The sequence below is a fragment of the Xanthobacter pseudotagetidis genome (genome assembly GCF_043194795.2).
Classification (GTDB): Bacteria; Pseudomonadota; Alphaproteobacteria; order Rhizobiales; family Xanthobacteraceae; genus Xanthobacter; species Xanthobacter tagetidis_A.
Genome location: NZ_CM195534.1, coordinates 3,160,372 through 3,175,988, shown reverse-complemented (window position 1 = coordinate 3,175,988; position 15,617 = coordinate 3,160,372). Strand labels below are relative to the sequence as shown.

Sequence of the window (15,617 nt, the reverse complement as noted above, 5' to 3'; positions counted from 1 at the left end):
AGTATGTGCTAGGGGAGGGGGCTTGCTCAAGCGCGGGGCGAGGGAGGGGCGACTTGCCCAATGCCGGTCTCATCTCGGTACGGACTCAGGACGACCGCCTGACGGTCGCGGGGCGCGGCGCGTGGACCTTCGACCATGCCGACGACCTCGAGTCCGCCGTGGATCAGACGGTGCATGATTACCGTTCACCCAAGGGTGCGGTCGAGATCGACCTCGCCGGTGTCGAGCGCATGGACACGTTCGGGGCATTGCTGCTCGAGCGCCTAAAGCGCACCTGGACCAAGTCCGGCGTCGAGCCGCGCGTGGTCGGCCTGTCCCCGCGCTATGCCGTCCTGATGGAGGAGATCGAGCGCACCGGCCACGAGCCGCCGCCGCCGGTCCGCCGCCACGAGGCGGTGCTGGAGCGGCTCGGACGCGAGATGGTCCATGTGGGTCAGGACGCGCTGGCCTTGCTCAACTTCGTCGGTGCCACGGTCGCCGCCTTCGGGCGCGTGCTGCTCCGCCCGCATACGTTCCGCTTCACCTCGATGGTGAACCAGCTGGACCGGGTCGGCTTCCGCGCCGTGCCCATCATCCTGCTCATCACCTTCCTGATCGGCTGCATCCTGGCGCAGCAGGGCATCTTCAACTTCCGCCGCTTCGGCGCCGACATCTACGTGGTCGACATGGTCGGCGTGCTGGTGCTGCGCGAGCTGGGCGTGCTCATCGTCGCCATCATGATCGCCGGCCGCTCGGGCTCGGCCTACACCGCCGAACTCGGCTCCATGCGCATGCGCGAGGAGATCGACGCCTTGCGGGTCATGGGCTTCGACCCCATCGAGGTGCTGGTGGTGCCGCGCCTGATGGCGCTCATCATCGCCTTGCCGCTGCTCACCTTCATCGGCTCCATGGCGGCCATCTTCGGCGCCGGCCTCGTGTCCTGGGGCTATGGCGGCATCACGCCCGAGGTGTTCCTCGACCGCCTCAAGCAGGCCATCACCCTCGATCAGTTCAAGGTCGGCATGTACAAGGCGCCCTTCATGGCCGCCACCATCGGCATCGTCGCCTGCATGGAGGGCATGCGGGTGGGCGGCAGCGCGGAATCGCTCGGCGAGCACACCACGGCCTCGGTGGTGAAGGCGATCTTCCTCGTGATCGTCATGGACGGTGTGTTCGCCATGTTCTTCGCCGCGATCGACATGTGAGGCCGCATGGACGCGCGCGTGGACAACCAGGCCCCGGTGAAGGACGCGATCATCAAGGTGCGCGACCTGGTGGTGGGGTTCGGCGACAAGGTCATCCTCAACCACCTCAATCTCGACGTGTATCGCGGCGAGATCCTCGGTTTCGTCGGCACCTCGGGCGGCGGCAAGTCGGTGCTCACGCGCACCATCCTCGGCCTGGTGCCGAAGCGCTCGGGCAAGGTCGAGGTGTTCGGCGAGAATCTGGACGACCTGAGCGAGAGCGAGCGCTCGGCGCTGGAGCGGCGCTGGGGCGTGCTGTTCCAGCAGGGCGCGCTGTTCTCCTCGCTGACGGTCCGGCAGAACATCCAGTTTCCGCTGCGTGAGACCCTGCACCTCTCGCAGCGGCTCCTCGACGAGATCGCCTACACCAAGATCGAGATGGTGGGCCTCAAATGCGATGTTGCCGAAAAGCTGCCCTCCGAGCTTTCCGGCGGCATGATCAAGCGCGCGGCGCTGGCGCGCTCGCTCGCGCTCGATCCAGAAATTCTCTTTTTGGATGAACCGACTTCGGGCCTTGACCCCATCGGTGCCGGCGACTTCGACGAGCTCATCCGGACGCTGCAGCAGACTTTGGGACTGACCGTTTTCATGGTAACGCACGATCTCGACAGCCTGCACACGGTTTGCGACCGCATCGCGGCGCTGGCGGACGGCAAGGTGATCGCCGAGGGCACCATCGAGACCATGATGGCGGCCACGCATCCCTGGCTGAAGCAGTATTTCCACGGCACGCGGGCGCGGGCGGTCCAGCAGGCGCACGGATAGGACTGAGGAGCGGGGAGAGCGGAAGGGACCAGATGGAGACACGCGCGAACTACACCATTATCGGGGCCTTCACGCTCGCCGTCATCGCGGCGGCGTTCGGCTTCGTCTACTGGTTCGCGGGTCCCCAGGATTCCGCCGGCCGCAAGGAATACGAGATCGTCTTCGACGGCTCGGTGGCCGGCCTGCGCCAGGGCAACTCGGTGCTGTTCAACGGCATTCCGGTGGGCCAGGTCACTTATCTCGGCCTCGTTCCCGGCCAGCCCGGCCAGGTGAAGGTGCGTGTGGGCATCCGCCACGACGTGCCGATCCTCTCCGATGCCCGTGCGGGGCTCGAATCCCAGGGGCTCACCGGCATCGTCGCCGTATCGATCCGCGGCGGGCGGCCGGACGCGCCGCCGCTCCCCTTGGCCCAGGACGGCTACCCCATCATCATCGCCGACGGCGGCGCCGGCATGACCGGCCTCATCAACACGGCGCAGGGCGTGGCGCGCAAGATCGAGGAGGTGCTCGACGCCATCCCGCCCGATCAGGTGCGCTCGATCATCGCCAGCGTCGACACCTTCTCCAAGACCCTGGCGGACAAGTCTTCGGATATCGCCGGCCTGATCGAGCAAGCCAACGGCCTGACAAAGCAGCTCAACGATATCGCCGGCAAGGTGGACAAGGTCGTGGTGAGCCTCCAGCACGCAGCCGAGGACAAGGAAGGCCTTCTGGCCCAGGCCACCGACGCCGCCACCTCGGTGCGCAAGCTGGCCGACAACCTGGACCAGCGCACGGCGCTGCTCACCCAGGAGATCAGCCGCTTCACCGGGCCGGGCCTGCGCCAGTACGAGGCGCTCGCCACCGACGGCCGGCGCACCCTCGCCGAGATCGATCGTGTCCTGAAGAGCCTGGAGCGCAATCCCCAGCGGCTCATTTACGGCGGCGGAAGCGGCGCCATTCCCGAGTACAGGCGGTGAGCGGCGCATGACCCTGCTGAAGCTGACGAGACCCACTGGCCTTCTGGCGAGCGCGGCCCGCCTCGCGCTGGGCCTGCTTCTCGCCCTTGGCCTCGCGGCCTGCGGCGCCGCGGCGGTGCCCACCTACAACCTTACCGCGCCGGCGAACTTCCAAGCCGGTGGCGGCGGCAGCGGCCAGCTGCTGGTGGTGGCGCCCACCGCGCTGGCGGTGCTCGACACCGACAAGATTGTCGTGGAGCCGGGCGGCGGGCAGGTGACCTACCTCTCCGACGCCCAGTGGAGCGACCGCCTTCCGGCGCTGCTCCAGGCGCGCACCATCCAGGCGTTCGAGAACGGCAGCAAGCTGCGCCGCGTGGCGCGCCCCGGCGACGGGGTGAACGCCGACTACCAGCTCGTCACCGATGTCCGCGCCTTCGGCCTGCGCATCACCCCCGAAGGGCCGATGGCGGTGGTGGAGCTCTCCGCCAAGCTGATCGGCGCCCAATCGGGCCGAATTCTCGCCGCGGAGGTGTTCAAGGCCCGCGTGCCGGCGGCCGGCACGTCCGGCGAGGTGGTGACGCTGGCGCTCGACCAGGCTACGGACCAGGTGCTGGTGGCGCTGGTGCGCTGGGCTTCCCGGCGCTTCTGATCGCGGCGAGGGCAGGCTCCTGGCGTGCGGGAGCGCTGGGCCGATTTTTCTCAACCTCCGGACACCCCCCACGCCCTCACCCCTCCCTACAAGGGGGAGGGGAGCCGTTCGGCTTTTCGAGATGGGGCGGCGCGGCGTCAGGATTTTCGGTGTGCGCGCCCAGTGGGGTCACCCCCCCCCCCCTTGTGGGGAGGGGCAGGGACGGGGGTGTCGGAACGTTCGCCGTTTCCGCCGCCGTCCCTGGGCATGTCCTCAGATGCCGACCTTGGCGAGCTGCGCATAGACCTCGTCAGCCCAGGTGCGCAGGTCCATGAGGCCGGCATAAGCGGACCAGATCTCGATGCCGAACTTCTCGGCTAGGTCGTTCTCGGTGGATGCCAGCGCTTCCTCCACCGGTGTGAAGGTGCGCTCCAGATGCGGCCAAAGCTCCGAGGAGCAGCGCGGGATGGTGATGAAGTGCAGGTTGCGTCCCGACGCCGCCTTCTGGATGCGGGCCATGGACTGGCCCTCGAACGTGCCGCCAACCTCGTTCTGCACGATGACGACGTTGGCCACCGGCAGCGCGCCGCCCACCACCACGTCCTCGATCAAGGTCGCGACGTTCTCGATGGAATGGGTCTCGGGCTTGGTGATCACCAGGAGGTCGATCTCCGGCGAATTGCGCTGCTGCATGATGTAGGCGACACGCCGATGGTGCGCCCACTGCACCAGCTGCGGCACCACGTTGGCGCCCATGTCCAGCACCGCCCCGCCGGTGAGCAGCAGTCCGCCGAAGCGGTCCCAGTAGCGCAGCGGCGCGTTGGCGTCGTTCTCGGTCTTGCTGGAGGCGAGGGATGAGCCGATGCCCAGCTCCAGCACCCGCGAGGGAAAGAACTTGCCGATCTTGGAATGGCCCGTGCCGTCGGTGAAGTCGGCGGCGACCAGCTTATATGCGAGCTCCCGCTTCCTCAGCGCGGAATAGACCATCTGGGCGAGGGTCGTCTTGCCCTGACCGCCGGCATAGGCGGCGCAGATATAGGTTTTCATGAAAGAGGGGCTCCCGCTGGGCCGGTGGGATGGCAACCGTCAGCGCACCGGCTGTCGCTCTGGAACACAGACGACGCAGCCGAAAAAGTCAATATCTGCAAGGTCCGGAGCGGGGTCAGTCGCGCTCATCCTCCGGCACTGCGAAGCCCTTGGACGCCATCTGCTTTGCGGCGCAGCACGGTGCGACGAGGCGGTTCGCGCGGCGGCAAAAAATACCGGAGCCGGACACCGGCCGCATGGGCCTCGGGTCTCCGGCTCCGGCATCACGCGGGAGGGAAGGGGCGTGTCGCGCCCCTCAGTCCAGACGGCCCGAGAGATGGGCCAGCATGGTGTAGACCTTGCCGGTGTCGGAGGTCAGGTAGGCGCGGGTGAGGGCGGCGCCGCGGTCGTCCTCTGACACCTCGTCGAGCACATGCTCGAACTCGGCGACGTAGCGGTCGACCGCGCCGCGGAACTCGGCGTCGGACCGGTACTTGCGGCGCAGATCCTCGAAGGTCTGCTGGCCCTGGGCGGTGTAGAGACGCCGTGTGAAGGTTCCGCGCTCGCCGCGCTGCTGGCGATCCCAGGCGTCCGCCGCCGCGCGGTGGTCCACCATGCGGGCGATGTCCGCAGCCAGGCTGTCGAGGGGCGAGGCCTCGGCCGCCGCACCGCGTTCGGCGCGCGGGGCACGCGGCGCGGGGCGCTCGGCGTCGTCCTGTTCGAGGTCGCCGCTGGCGCGGGCGAGCAGGTCGTTCAGCCAGCCTTCGGAGGGCTCGCTGTCCTCGCGGCGGGCGGCCGGGCGCTGGGCCGGCCGGGGCGCCTGGGTCTCCGGGCCCTCGGGACGGCGCTGCGGCGCGGCCGGGCGGCGGGTCGCCTCTGCCGGCGCCTGATCGCGGCCCCGGGGGGCGATGGCATCGCGGACGGCGGTGCTGCGGGCTATCCCTTGCACCGCGGCGCGGGCGTCATGCTCCACCACATCGAGCGCCTGACCCTGGCGGGCGACGATCTCGTTGAGCTCCGCGAGCGCCTTGATCTGCTCGGCGACGGCGCGGCGCATGGTGGCGGCGCTGGCCTCGGTCTCGGAGGGCAGCTCCAGGATGCCGCGCTTCATCTCCTCGCGGGCGAGCTCGATCGCCTTCTGCACATCCTCGGCGGCCTGCTTGAGGTCCGCGGCGACGGCGGTGAAGCGTCCGCCGCTCTCGGAGAACAGGCGGTTCACGTCGGCGAGCGCGTTGGCATGGACCTCGCGCAGGGCCGCGGCGGTGCGCTCGCGCTCCGCCTCGGCGGTCTCGCGCACCAGCTCGAACTGGCTCTCGATGCTGCGCGCCGAGCCGGCGGCCGATTCCGACACCAGGCCGGTGATCTGCCGCGCCCGGTCCTGGGCATTGCGGAAGGTCTCCTCCAGCATGGTGTGGAAGTTCTGCAGGCGGCCGTCGATGTCGGCGATGCGCCGGGCGATGGTGGTGGACACCTCCTCGATCGCCGTCCGGCGGGCGTTGAGGGTGGCGTCGATGCGGTCGTGCGTGGCGCCGAGCGCCTGCGAGGCCTCCGCCATGAAGCGGCTCTGCTGCTCGAAGCGGTCGGTGAGGCCGGCGATCTCGGACAGGGCGCCCTGCGAGAGCTCCTTCAGCGAGCGCACCTGGCCGTCGAAGCGCGAGGCGGTGGTTTCCGCCGTCTGGCCGATGCCGGACACGGTGGTGTTGAACGCCTCCACCTGCTTGGAGAAGGTGGTCGAGAAGTGGCCGAGATTGCCGACCGCGCTGGTCATGGCGTGCTGGAACGTGGAGTTGGCCTCGCCGAGGCGCTCGATGATGGACTGCACGTCGCCCTTGAGCGAGGTGTTGGTGGCGGTGATCTCGGCCACCGCGCGCTGGCTGGTGCGCTCGAGCGCGAGGAGGAACGTCCCGTTCTTGTCGTCGATGAGATGGGCGATCTCGGTGAGGCGCGTGCCGAGCGCCTCGGCCACCTTCTCGGCGTGGGTGGTGAGCGACTGGCCGACATTCTCGGACAGAAGCGAGAGCGAGCGTTCCACCTGGACCGCCTCGCCGCGCAGCTGGCTGGTGACGCCTTCGATCTTGTTGGTGAGCACGTCCGCCATCGCGGCGCCGCGCACCTCGATGGAGGTGGCGACCCCTTCCAGGCGGCCGAGCACCAATTCCTCGATGCGGTTGACGCGGCCGTCGAGCACGGAGGCGATCTCCTGGGCGCGGCCGCCGATGGAGCGATGCACGGTCTCGGCGCGGTCCATGAGCACCTCGCCCAGCGCCTTGCCGCGGCTGGCGAAGAAGGCCTCCAGCTGCTCCAGCGACTTATCCACCGCCTCGGTGGCGCCGCGGGTGCCGTCGGCGATGGTGCGCGAGAACGTCACCGTGCGGGTGGCCAGCGTCTCGGTGAGGCTCTGGGCACGCTGGTCCAGGGTCTGCTCGATGCGGGCGATGCGCTGGTCCATGGTGCTCGACACCGTGGAGGTGGTGGTGGCGAGCCGCTCGTCGAGCGTGGAGACGGCGACACGCAGGTTCTCGTTCACCGAGTTCACACGGTGGGTGATCTGGTCCACCAGCTCGGGAGCGTGGACGCGCACCGTGGTGTCGAAGCTCTTGATGCCCTCCTGCATGGCGCGGGCGAGGTTCGAGCCGTCGTGGTGGATGCGGTCGGCGAGCTCGTTGCCGCGCACGGTGATGGTCTCCTCCATCGCCTTCAGGCGGGAGGTGAGCATCTCCTTGATGGCGTCGCCCTTGTTGCCGATGGTCGCCACCAGCATGTCGGCGGTCTCGCGGAAGGCGTCGGTCACCTTGGAGCCGCGGGTGCCGATGGCCTTCGTCACCTCGCCGGCCACCAGCGACAGGCGCTCGGTCATGTCGGCGCCGGCATTGGTGAGGGAGGAGGCGATCTCGTCGCCCTTCTCCATCAGCGCCGAGGTCACCTGGCCGCCGGAGCGGTCGAGCGAGGCGGCGATCTTCTCGCCGGTGTCCTGGAGCCGCTGCTGGAGCGACTCGCCGCGCACCGCCACCGCCTCGTAGATGCGGTTGCCGGTGGTCTCGATGCGCTCGGCGAGGTCGGACCCGTTGACGGACAGCGTTTCCGCCACGCGCTCGCCGGTCTCGGCGATCTTGCGCACCATGTCGCCGCCGCGCGTGGAGAAGTCGAGCACCAGGGCGTCGCCCACCTCGCGCATGGCCGCGTTCACGTCCGCCACCCGCTCGCCGATGTCGTCGGCGAGGCGGCTCGTGTGGTCGTTGAGCGTGTCCGAGATGCCGAGCTTCAGGCGGTCGATGTTGTTGTTCACATCGTCGCCCCAGGTGGAGATCAGCGCCGCCACGTCCGTGGTGGTGCCGAGCAGGTTGTTGGCGACGTCGTCGGTGCGCTCCTTGAGCAGGCGGATCAGGTCGTCGCCGGACTGGGCGAGATCCTGGCGGATGTCGGTGCCGGTGATCTGGAGGCGGTCGATCAGCTCGCTGCCCTTGGCGGTCAGGCTATCGATCATGCTGTCGCCCACGCGGGCGAGGGCGGCGGTGATGTGCTCGCCCTTCTGGCCGAGGATGTCGGTGACGCGGTCGGATGCCTCCATCATGGTGGCATTGATGCGCTCGGCGACGTCCTTGACCTCGTTCGAGAGCAGGGACTCCGCGTTGGCGATGTTCTCGCGCAGCTGCTCGGTCTGCTCCTTGATGCTGAGGCGTTCCGACTGCAGTTCCTCGATCAGGTTGCGGACGCGCGCCTCGTTCTGCTCGTAGGCGCGCTCCAGGATCGAGACCTCGGCACGCACCATGGTCTCGAGCTCGGTGGCGCGGGCCACCGTGCGCTCGATGCCGTCGCCCATGGCGGCAACCTCCCGCCGCACCGCCTGGCCGACCGTCACCACGGATTCCGTCGCGATGGCCTCGGGCTGGGCGAGGCGCAGCGCCACCTCGGTCATGGAGCGGGCGATGCCCTGCAACTCGCGCGAGCGGCGGATCACGCTCGCCATGGCGAAGAAGGCGATGGGCGGAAGGAAGATGCCGGCGAAGATCGCGAGCAGCGCCGGCGAGCTGCCGAGCGACTGGACGCCGCCGGAGCTCGCCATGAGGCCGCGGTGATAGACCAGCGCAAAGGCTGCTCCGAGGGCGATCCAGCCAAGCGAGGCGCCGCCGGCCCACCAGTAGGGCGTTGCCGAGGAGCGGCGCTGAAGCTGGCCCACCAGCTGGCCGACGGTCTGGCGGTCGTCGTTGGCCGCGCGGCGCTCGGCCACGTCGAGACGCGGGCGGCCGGGACCCTGGCGACCTTCCGGCCGACGCGGCTCAGGGCGGCCTTCTGCCTGATCCGGGCGCGCCTCGCCGTCATTGCGGGGAAGGCGGCGCGGCCGGCCGTCGCGGCCGGGCGGCCCCATGCGGTCCGCGGGACGCTCGCCCATCCGTTCGGGAGCTGCCGGCTCCGCGCGCCGCTCGATCGGCTGCACGGGTTCAATCTGCGGGCGTTCGGCGGAAGCGGGCTGTTCCACCTGGTCCAGTTCCAGCGTCAGAGCCTCCTGGATCGCCGAGAGCGCCGCCTCCGTCGGATCCTGGATCTTCTTCGGGTTCTTCATGTCGCTGTCGCCTCTGCCGCCGGGAGGGGTACGGGAATACGAATGTTCCGCCCCGCCGCCGATGCCTCGTGCTCCCGCCTCCGCGCTCCGGAAGGATGCGGAATTGGTTTACCATGCCTTATCTTAGCCGCACCGGTGTAGGGATTGAACCAGCCCCGCCATGATTATGAAGATATCGTTAACGTTGCGGGCCAAGCACTGGCGCGCTTAGGCGCGGGCGGCTATAGGGCGCTCTTCCCCACCGCGGCAGCGCTGGCGCTATGCGCCCGGTCCGCTCCGCAGGCAGGCACAAGGCTAGATCAGGCATGGTCGCCATCACCTTCATCGAGTTCAACGGTATGGCCCACAAGGTGGAGGCCCAGGAAGGGGCAACCGCCATGGAGGCGGCGGTGCGCAATGGCGTGCCGGGGATCGACGCCGAATGCGGTGGCGCCTGCGCCTGCGCCACCTGCCACGTCTATGTGGACGAGGCCTGGCGCGAGAAGGTGGGAGAGCCCTCCCAGATGGAGGAGGACATGCTCGACTTCGCCTCCGAGGTCGCGCCGAACTCGCGCCTGTCGTGCCAGATCAAGCTGACCGCCGCCCTCGACGGGCTGGTGCTGCGGCTGCCGGAACGTCAGGGCTGAGCGGGCTCGCGCCGACGATCGCGCTCGACCACTGCTGCCCCACGCCCCGGCTTGATCGGCGGGAGTCCCCTTGTCTTTATGCCGCGCGCTTCAAGCCCGATCGCCGGCCCTGCTGCGGCGTCCAGGCTCCGGTCGGTCATCGGGCGGGAGCATGACGGTGGCCTGCCGGCGCTGAAGCGCGCGCCTGCGCGTCCGCGTCAGCTGAACAGCAGCGCCTGGGCGATCGCGCCGAGCAGGATCAGGCCGATCAGCAGTCCGTCGGCGCGTCGGTAGAGCGCGAGCGCCTGCCGCACGTCGGTGGCCACGGCCTCCCGCCGGCCGTCGCCCATGTGGGCGTCACCGGTAGGCACGCCGCCATAGACCTTCGGGCCGTTGAGCTTGAGGCCCAAGGCGCCGGCCATGGCCGCCTCGGGCCAGCCGGCGTTGGGCGAGCGGTGGCGCGGCGCGTCCCGCTGCATGGCCTCGGCTGCCTGGCTCGCGGAGGCCCCGGGCATCACCGCTGCGGCGGCGATGAGGAGCCAGCCGGTGAGGCGCGAAGCCGGCATGTTGACGAAATCGTCGAGCCGGGCGGAGGCCGAGCCGAAGGCGGAATGGCGCGGCGTGAGGTGGCCGATCATGCTGTCGGCCGTGTTGATCGCCTTGTAGGCGGCAGCGCCGGGCAGGCCGGCGAGCGCCATCCAGATCACCGGGGCGACCACACCGTCGGAGAAGTTCTCGGCGAGGCTCTCGATGGCGGCGCGCGCCACGCCGTGGGCGTCGAGCGTGTCGGGATCGCGTCCGACGATGTGGCTCACCGCGGTGCGCGCGGCGCCGAGGTCGCCGCCCTCCAGCGCCTCGGCGACCCGCTCCACGTGCTGGTGCAGCGAGCGCTGGGCGATCAGCGTGCTTCCCAGCAGCGCCAGCAGCAGGAGCCCGAGGGCGGACCCGGCCAGCGACAGCTCCAGCACGAGCGCCGGCGCCGCCGCGGCCAGGACGATGATGGCAATGGCGACGGCGCCGCGCTTGCGCCGCCTCTCCTCCGGCAAAGCGGGCCGATTGAGCGCGCGGTCAAGCAGCCCGATCAGCCATCCGATCCACATCACGGGATGGCCGATCCGGCGCACCAGCCAGGCCGGGTATCCGACCAGCACCTCGATCACCATGGCGAGGGCTGCGATCTCGAATGCCATTCCTTCCCCCAGCGTCCGATCTGGACAGCGGCGCGATTTGCGGCGAACTAACCGGCGTGGTCAAACCCGTGTGAGTCACCCGAGAGGAGTACCGCCGATCATCGCTTCCGTATGGTGCACTGCAACAATTGCTTGGCAACGCGGACGCATTCGATGTTAGCATTCCACCGGTCGTCCAAAGAACGATCGACCATGGGAGCGCGGCATGGCGGTTAAGTCTCTCCTGAAATCCCGCCCCGGCTGGCAGGCCGAGGATCTTCGAGAGCCGACCGTGCCTATGATTCCGGACAATATGCGGGTCTATGCCGTGGGCGACATCCATGGCCGCCTCGATCTTTTGAAGACCCTGCACGAGGCGATCGACGAGGACGCCGAGCTTCACCCCGGTCCCCAGTGCATCGAGGTCTATCTCGGCGACTACGTGGATCGCGGCCCTCAATCCGCCGGCGTGATCGATGCGCTGATGGAGCGCGTGCGTACCCGCAACGCGGTCTGCCTCGCGGGCAATCACGAGGAGATCATGCTCGATGCGCTCTCGTCCCAGGAGGCGTTCGCGAACTGGCTGCGCCTGGGGGGCGTGGAGACCGTGTTCTCCTACGTTCGGCCGTCCGGCACCCTCGACCAATCCCAGCTGTGGACCGAGTGGCGGGCCGGCATGCGGCTCGACCATGTGGATTTTCTGCGCCAGCTCCCCGTGACCTATGTCTGCGGCGACTACCTCTTCGTGCATGCGGGGCTCAGGCCGGGCCTGAGCCTGGCGGCTCAGGACCGCAACGACATGCTGTGGATCCGCCGGGAGTTCCTCGACTATCCCCATTCCTTCGGGCACCTGGTGGTGCACGGCCACACGCCTATCCCCACCCCCGAAGTGCTCAGCAACCGGATCAACATCGACACCGGCGCCTATGCGACCGGACACTTGACCTGCCTCGTGCTCGAAGGCGTCGACCGGTTCCTCATCTCCACCTGATCCATCGCGGATCGGTGCAACGCGCGGGCCAATCGTTTCCGTAGCAACCGATGGAAAAGCTCGTCTGGCGGCGAAGTATCCGCGCGAATCGTTTGTTTCCCGGCTTTCGCGCTCGATGCGTGCAGATTTTCACATAGACAAGATGCGATTTTGCCCAATCGAGGTATCATGAAACGTTGAATATTAACAGCCTGTTGCATTCTGGGCACAGGCTGACCCCAATCGCCCCCGCGTCGTGCCGCGAAACCCCCGGTAGATGTTCACTTTTGGACGCCCGTGTTACTAGCTCCCTACGACCGGAAGAGGGGTGGGCTGTGGCGAAGCTTCGGGACGTTCTGCGCACGTGCGCTTTGACAGCAGGCAGCCTTGCCATGCTCGGCGCGCTCGCCGGATGCAACTTCCTTCCCGCCTCAGGTCCCTATACCTCCGAAATTCATAACAATAAAAAGGACACGGACGGGTTCAGCTACAAGCTTGTCCCGATGGGCGCCGAAGCGGTCCGCGTGCTTTTTTCTCAGGAGCGGGAAGGGCTTATTGGCACCTTCCGCGGCGACCAGCGCCCGCCGCCCCGTGTCAAGGTCGGCATGGGAGACGAAGTCGCGGTCAGCATCTTCGAAGCCTCCTCGGGAGGCCTCTTCATCCCGGCGGAGGCCGCGTCGCGGGCGGGTAACTTTGTCGACATTCCCCGGCAGACCGTGGACAACAACGGCAATATTTCAATTCCGTACGCCGGCTTGATCAAGGCCGTCGGTCGCGAGCCGGCGCAGATCGAAGCGGAAATCGTCGAGCGCCTGCGCAACCGCGCGATCGAGCCCCAGGCGGTGGTTACCGTGACCCAGCAGCGCTCGTCCTGGGTCACGGTGATCGGCGAAACGAGCGGGTCGATCAAGTTTCCCCTGCGCTCCACCGGCGAGCGCGTGCTGGATGCGGTTGGGCAGGCCGGCTCCCTCGCCAACAAGGGATTTGACACGTTCCTGACGTTGCAGCGCAGTGGGCGCGAGGCGACGATCAGCTTCAACCGGCTCATCCGCGAGCCCGCCAACAACGTCTATCTGCAGCCGGGCGACACGATCTACATCTATGCCCGCTCGCGCAAGTTCCTGGCTTTTGGCGCCTCCGGCGAGCAGGGTGAGTTCGCGTTCGGCGACGACACCGTCACACTCAGTCAGGCGCTCGCCAAGGCCGGCGGCCTCGTGGATGGTCAGGCCGATCCGCAGTCGGTCTTTATGTTCCGCATGGAGTCCCGCAGCACGCTGGAGCGCATGGGCGTGGACGTGAGCGACATACCTCCGGGTACGGCCCGCGTGCCGACCATCTACACTGTCAATCTCGGCGATCCGACCGGCTTCCTGCTCGCGTCGAAGGTCTATATGCGCGACAAGGACATTATCTACATCTCGAATGCCGGCTCGGTGGACCTCGCGAAGTTCCTGCAGATTGTCCTCCTCGCAGCCACCACGGCCCGAGAGATCGGAGATGCCCAGAATGTCCTCGTCCCCTGACGAGGTATCCGGGAGCCGGCCTCGGCTCCCGTTGCTCCCTGGACCGCTCTCGAATTGAGTTCAGCGGACGCCGTGCTACACCAAAGGCGGGGCGCCTTCCCGCCGTTCGACAAGGCATAGCGCGCGGTCCAATGCTGCCTTCTCGAACGTTTGCGCTAGGTCGTAGATCGGCACGGCCAACGGCGCCCTAGGTGGACATTCCTCTTCTATTCTCGCATCGGCTCGCTCGCGCGGATGGCGCGCGCGAGCCGCTGTTCTGGTAGCATGGACGGCGCGTGCAAATGGTGCGCGCCACAGCCATAGCCACGGCCCGCTGGCCGGATAAGGCCGTAGCGTGCCGGCCATGCCGGACGCCAGACACGACGAGGCAGCATGTTCATCGCCTTCTTCGAGGCTCTGAAGTCGGCCGGCGTCCCGGTCTCGGTGCGCGAGTATCTCACCCTCATGGAGGCCATGGACGCGGACCTTGCCGAGCGCAAGGTGGACGCCTTCTATTTCCTCGCCCGCGCCTGCCTGGTGAAGGACGAGCGCCATCTCGACCGGTTCGACCGGGTGTTCGGTCAGTGCTTCAAGGGCCTTGAGGCGGCGCTCGGCGAGGAGGGGCACGACATTCCGGAGGAGTGGCTGCGCAAGCTCGCCGAGAAGCACCTCACCGAGGAGGAGAAGCGCCAGATCGAGGCCCTGGGCGGCCTCGACAAGCTGTTGGAGACCCTCAAGAAGCGCCTGGAGGAGCAGAAGGGGCGCCACCAGGGCGGGTCGAAATGGATCGGCACCGCCGGCACCTCGCCCTTCGGCGCCTACGGCTACAATCCCGAGGGCGTGCGCATCGGCCAGGATGGCAACCGCAACTTCCGCGCCGTGAAGGTGTGGGACAAGCGCGAGTTCCGCGACCTCGACGGCGAGGTCGAGCTGGGCACCCGCAACATCAAGGTGGCGCTGCGCCGCCTGCGCAAGTTCGCCCGCATCGGCGCCGCCGAGGAGCTGGACCTGGACGGCACCATCCGCGAGACCGCCCGCCAGGGCTATCTCGACGTGCGCCTGCGCCCGGAGCGGCGCAACGCGGTGAAGGTGCTGCTGTTCCTCGACGTGGGCGGCTCCATGGATTGGCACGTCGCCCAGTGCGAGGAGCTGTTCTCGGCCGCGCGCTCCGAGTTCAAGCACCTGGAGCACTATTACTTCCATAATTGCGTCTATGAGAGCGTGTGGCGCGACAACCGCCGTCGCTCCAGCGAGCGCACGCCGCTCCATGAGGTGCTGCACACCTATGGCGGCGACTACAAGCTGATCTTCGTCGGCGACGCCTCCATGAGCCCCTACGAGATCACCATGGCCAACGGCTCGGTGGAGCATTCCAACGCCGAGCCGGGGAAGGTATGGCTGTCCCGCCTGCTCTCGACCTATCAGAAGGCGGTGTGGCTCAATCCCGTTCCCGAGGCCCATTGGGGCTACACCGAATCCATCCGCCTGGTGCGCCACATTCTGGAGGGCCGCATGTTTCCGCTCACCGTCGAGGGGCTCGACTCCGCCATGCGGGAGCTGACGTGAGCGCGGATGTCCGGAATGATCGCCTGAGCCCGGCCCAGGCGGCCGAGCGCGTCTGGTGGGGCGAGGATGCGGCGTATGCCTATCAGCCGCGCCTTGGCGGCCCGGGCACGCGGGTGACTCTGTCGGGCGATGGCATGTCCTACGCCATCGGCCCGCGCGAGGGCCGGCTTTCGCTGCGCGACGTGGCGGGGGTGCGGCTGCGATTCCATCCCGCGAAGTTCGCCCATTCGAGCTTCGAGACCGAGATCCGCGCCTGGGGCGGGGAGAAGATCAAGCTCGGCTCGGTCTCGCGCACCTCCATCACGGGCGTGAAGGACCAGGGGCCGGACTATGCCGCCTTCGTGCGCGCGCTGCACGAGCGCCTCGCCAACCTGGAGACGTCCGGCGGCTTCCGGGGCCAGCCCGGCGTCACCTATCGCGGCGGGTTCTCGCCGCTGCGCTGGTGGCTGGTGGCGGTGCTGGGCTTCGCGACGCTGGCCGGTCTGGTGGCGATCTTCGGCATCGCGCTGATCGACCGGCAATGGAGCTTCGCGGCTTTCCTCGCCGTGGTGTCGGCGTTCGTCGCCTGGCCCACGGTGGAGATGATCGCCCGCAACCGGCCGGTGCGCTATACGGCGCGCGCGCTGCCCGAGCGCCTGCTACCGGGCTGAGGTGGCGGCAATAG

General features: G+C 68.3%; 12 protein-coding genes. 9 read left to right on the top strand and 3 right to left on the bottom strand.

Annotated elements, in window-relative coordinates:
* The first annotated feature begins 53 nt into the window (after positions 1 to 53).
* Genes V5F67_RS14595 through V5F67_RS14580 form a run of 4 tightly spaced genes read left to right on the top strand, consistent with a single transcriptional unit; the run spans position 54 to position 3,575 of the window.
* Positions 54 to 1,184 carry an ABC transporter permease gene (locus V5F67_RS14595; RefSeq protein WP_394017078.1) on the top strand — a complete coding sequence of 377 codons (1,131 nt, stop codon included), beginning with the start codon at positions 54 to 56 and terminating at the stop codon, positions 1,182 to 1,184.
* Positions 1,185 to 1,190: 6 nt separating this feature from the next.
* Entirely contained in the window at positions 1,191 to 1,988 is a 798-nt protein-coding gene (locus V5F67_RS14590; RefSeq protein WP_394017079.1) for an ABC transporter ATP-binding protein, read from the top strand.
* A 32-nt stretch (positions 1,989 to 2,020) separates the two neighbouring features.
* Positions 2,021 to 2,947 carry an MlaD family protein gene (locus V5F67_RS14585; RefSeq protein ID WP_394017080.1) on the top strand — a complete coding sequence of 309 codons (927 nt, stop codon included), beginning with the start codon at positions 2,021 to 2,023 and terminating at the stop codon, positions 2,945 to 2,947.
* 7 nt (positions 2,948 to 2,954) lie between these two features.
* Positions 2,955 to 3,575: an ABC-type transport auxiliary lipoprotein family protein gene (locus V5F67_RS14580; protein WP_394017081.1), complete on the top strand. Its 621-nt coding sequence runs from the start codon at positions 2,955 to 2,957 to the stop codon at positions 3,573 to 3,575.
* 252 nt (positions 3,576 to 3,827) lie between these two features.
* Here V5F67_RS14580 and V5F67_RS14575 read toward each other — a convergent pair whose 3' ends face one another.
* Positions 3,828 to 4,601, bottom strand: a complete 774-nt coding sequence (locus tag V5F67_RS14575; RefSeq protein ID WP_394017082.1) for a hypothetical protein — start codon at positions 4,599 to 4,601, stop codon at positions 3,828 to 3,830.
* Positions 4,602 to 4,896: 295 nt separating this feature from the next.
* Positions 4,897 to 9,141 carry an apolipoprotein A-IV repeat region-like domain-containing protein gene (locus V5F67_RS14570; RefSeq protein ID WP_394017083.1) on the bottom strand — a complete coding sequence of 1,415 codons (4,245 nt, stop codon included), beginning with the start codon at positions 9,139 to 9,141 and terminating at the stop codon, positions 4,897 to 4,899.
* Between the two features lie 305 nt (positions 9,142 to 9,446).
* Between V5F67_RS14570 and V5F67_RS14565 the strand changes: the two genes are divergently transcribed.
* A complete protein-coding gene (locus V5F67_RS14565; protein ID WP_394017084.1) occupies positions 9,447 to 9,767 on the top strand; it encodes a 2Fe-2S iron-sulfur cluster-binding protein in 321 nt (106 codons plus the stop codon).
* A gap of 197 nt (positions 9,768 to 9,964) precedes the next feature.
* Here V5F67_RS14565 and cbiB read toward each other — a convergent pair whose 3' ends face one another.
* Positions 9,965 to 10,936 carry an adenosylcobinamide-phosphate synthase CbiB gene (gene cbiB, locus V5F67_RS14560; protein ID WP_394017085.1) on the bottom strand — a complete coding sequence of 324 codons (972 nt, stop codon included), beginning with the start codon at positions 10,934 to 10,936 and terminating at the stop codon, positions 9,965 to 9,967.
* Between the two features lie 277 nt (positions 10,937 to 11,213).
* Between cbiB and V5F67_RS14555 the strand changes: the two genes are divergently transcribed.
* The 4 genes from V5F67_RS14555 to V5F67_RS14540 all read left to right on the top strand — a co-directional run bounded on the left by V5F67_RS14555 (position 11,214) and on the right by V5F67_RS14540 (position 15,603).
* On the top strand, positions 11,214 to 11,906 hold the full coding sequence (locus V5F67_RS14555) for a metallophosphoesterase family protein (RefSeq protein ID WP_394017803.1): 693 nt from the start codon (positions 11,214 to 11,216) through the stop codon (positions 11,904 to 11,906).
* Between the two features lie 371 nt (positions 11,907 to 12,277).
* On the top strand, positions 12,278 to 13,408 hold the full coding sequence (locus V5F67_RS14550; RefSeq protein ID WP_394017086.1) for a polysaccharide biosynthesis/export family protein: 1,131 nt from the start codon (positions 12,278 to 12,280) through the stop codon (positions 13,406 to 13,408).
* 372 nt (positions 13,409 to 13,780) lie between these two features.
* Positions 13,781 to 14,953, top strand: coding sequence for a vWA domain-containing protein (locus V5F67_RS14545; protein WP_394017087.1), 1,173 nt, complete (start codon positions 13,781 to 13,783; stop codon positions 14,951 to 14,953).
* Positions 14,950 to 15,603, top strand: coding sequence for a hypothetical protein (locus V5F67_RS14540; protein WP_394017088.1), 654 nt, complete (start codon positions 14,950 to 14,952; stop codon positions 15,601 to 15,603). Before V5F67_RS14545 ends, V5F67_RS14540 begins: the two co-directional genes overlap by 4 nt.
* Positions 15,604 to 15,617 lie beyond the last annotated feature (14 nt).

What these genes read in the sequence shown, in the direction of transcription:
- V5F67_RS14575 (WP_394017082.1), bottom strand. Translation starts at nt 4,601, where the DNA reads ATGAAAACCTATATCTGCGCCGCCTATGCCGGCGGTCAGGGCAAGACG.
- V5F67_RS14555 (WP_394017803.1), top strand. Translation starts at nt 11,214, where the DNA reads ATGATTCCGGACAATATGCGGGTCTATGCCGTGGGCGACATCCATGGC.
- V5F67_RS14550 (WP_394017086.1), top strand. Translation starts at nt 12,278, where the DNA reads ATGCTCGGCGCGCTCGCCGGATGCAACTTCCTTCCCGCCTCAGGTCCC.
- cbiB (WP_394017085.1), bottom strand. Translation starts at nt 10,936, where the DNA reads ATGGCATTCGAGATCGCAGCCCTCGCCATGGTGATCGAGGTGCTGGTC.
- V5F67_RS14570 (WP_394017083.1), bottom strand. Translation starts at nt 9,141, where the DNA reads ATGAAGAACCCGAAGAAGATCCAGGATCCGACGGAGGCGGCGCTCTCG.
- V5F67_RS14590 (WP_394017079.1), top strand. Translation starts at nt 1,191, where the DNA reads ATGGACGCGCGCGTGGACAACCAGGCCCCGGTGAAGGACGCGATCATC.
- V5F67_RS14585 (WP_394017080.1), top strand. Translation starts at nt 2,021, where the DNA reads ATGGAGACACGCGCGAACTACACCATTATCGGGGCCTTCACGCTCGCC.
- V5F67_RS14565 (WP_394017084.1), top strand. Translation starts at nt 9,447, where the DNA reads ATGGTCGCCATCACCTTCATCGAGTTCAACGGTATGGCCCACAAGGTG.
- V5F67_RS14580 (WP_394017081.1), top strand. Translation starts at nt 2,955, where the DNA reads ATGACCCTGCTGAAGCTGACGAGACCCACTGGCCTTCTGGCGAGCGCG.
- V5F67_RS14545 (WP_394017087.1), top strand. Translation starts at nt 13,781, where the DNA reads ATGTTCATCGCCTTCTTCGAGGCTCTGAAGTCGGCCGGCGTCCCGGTC.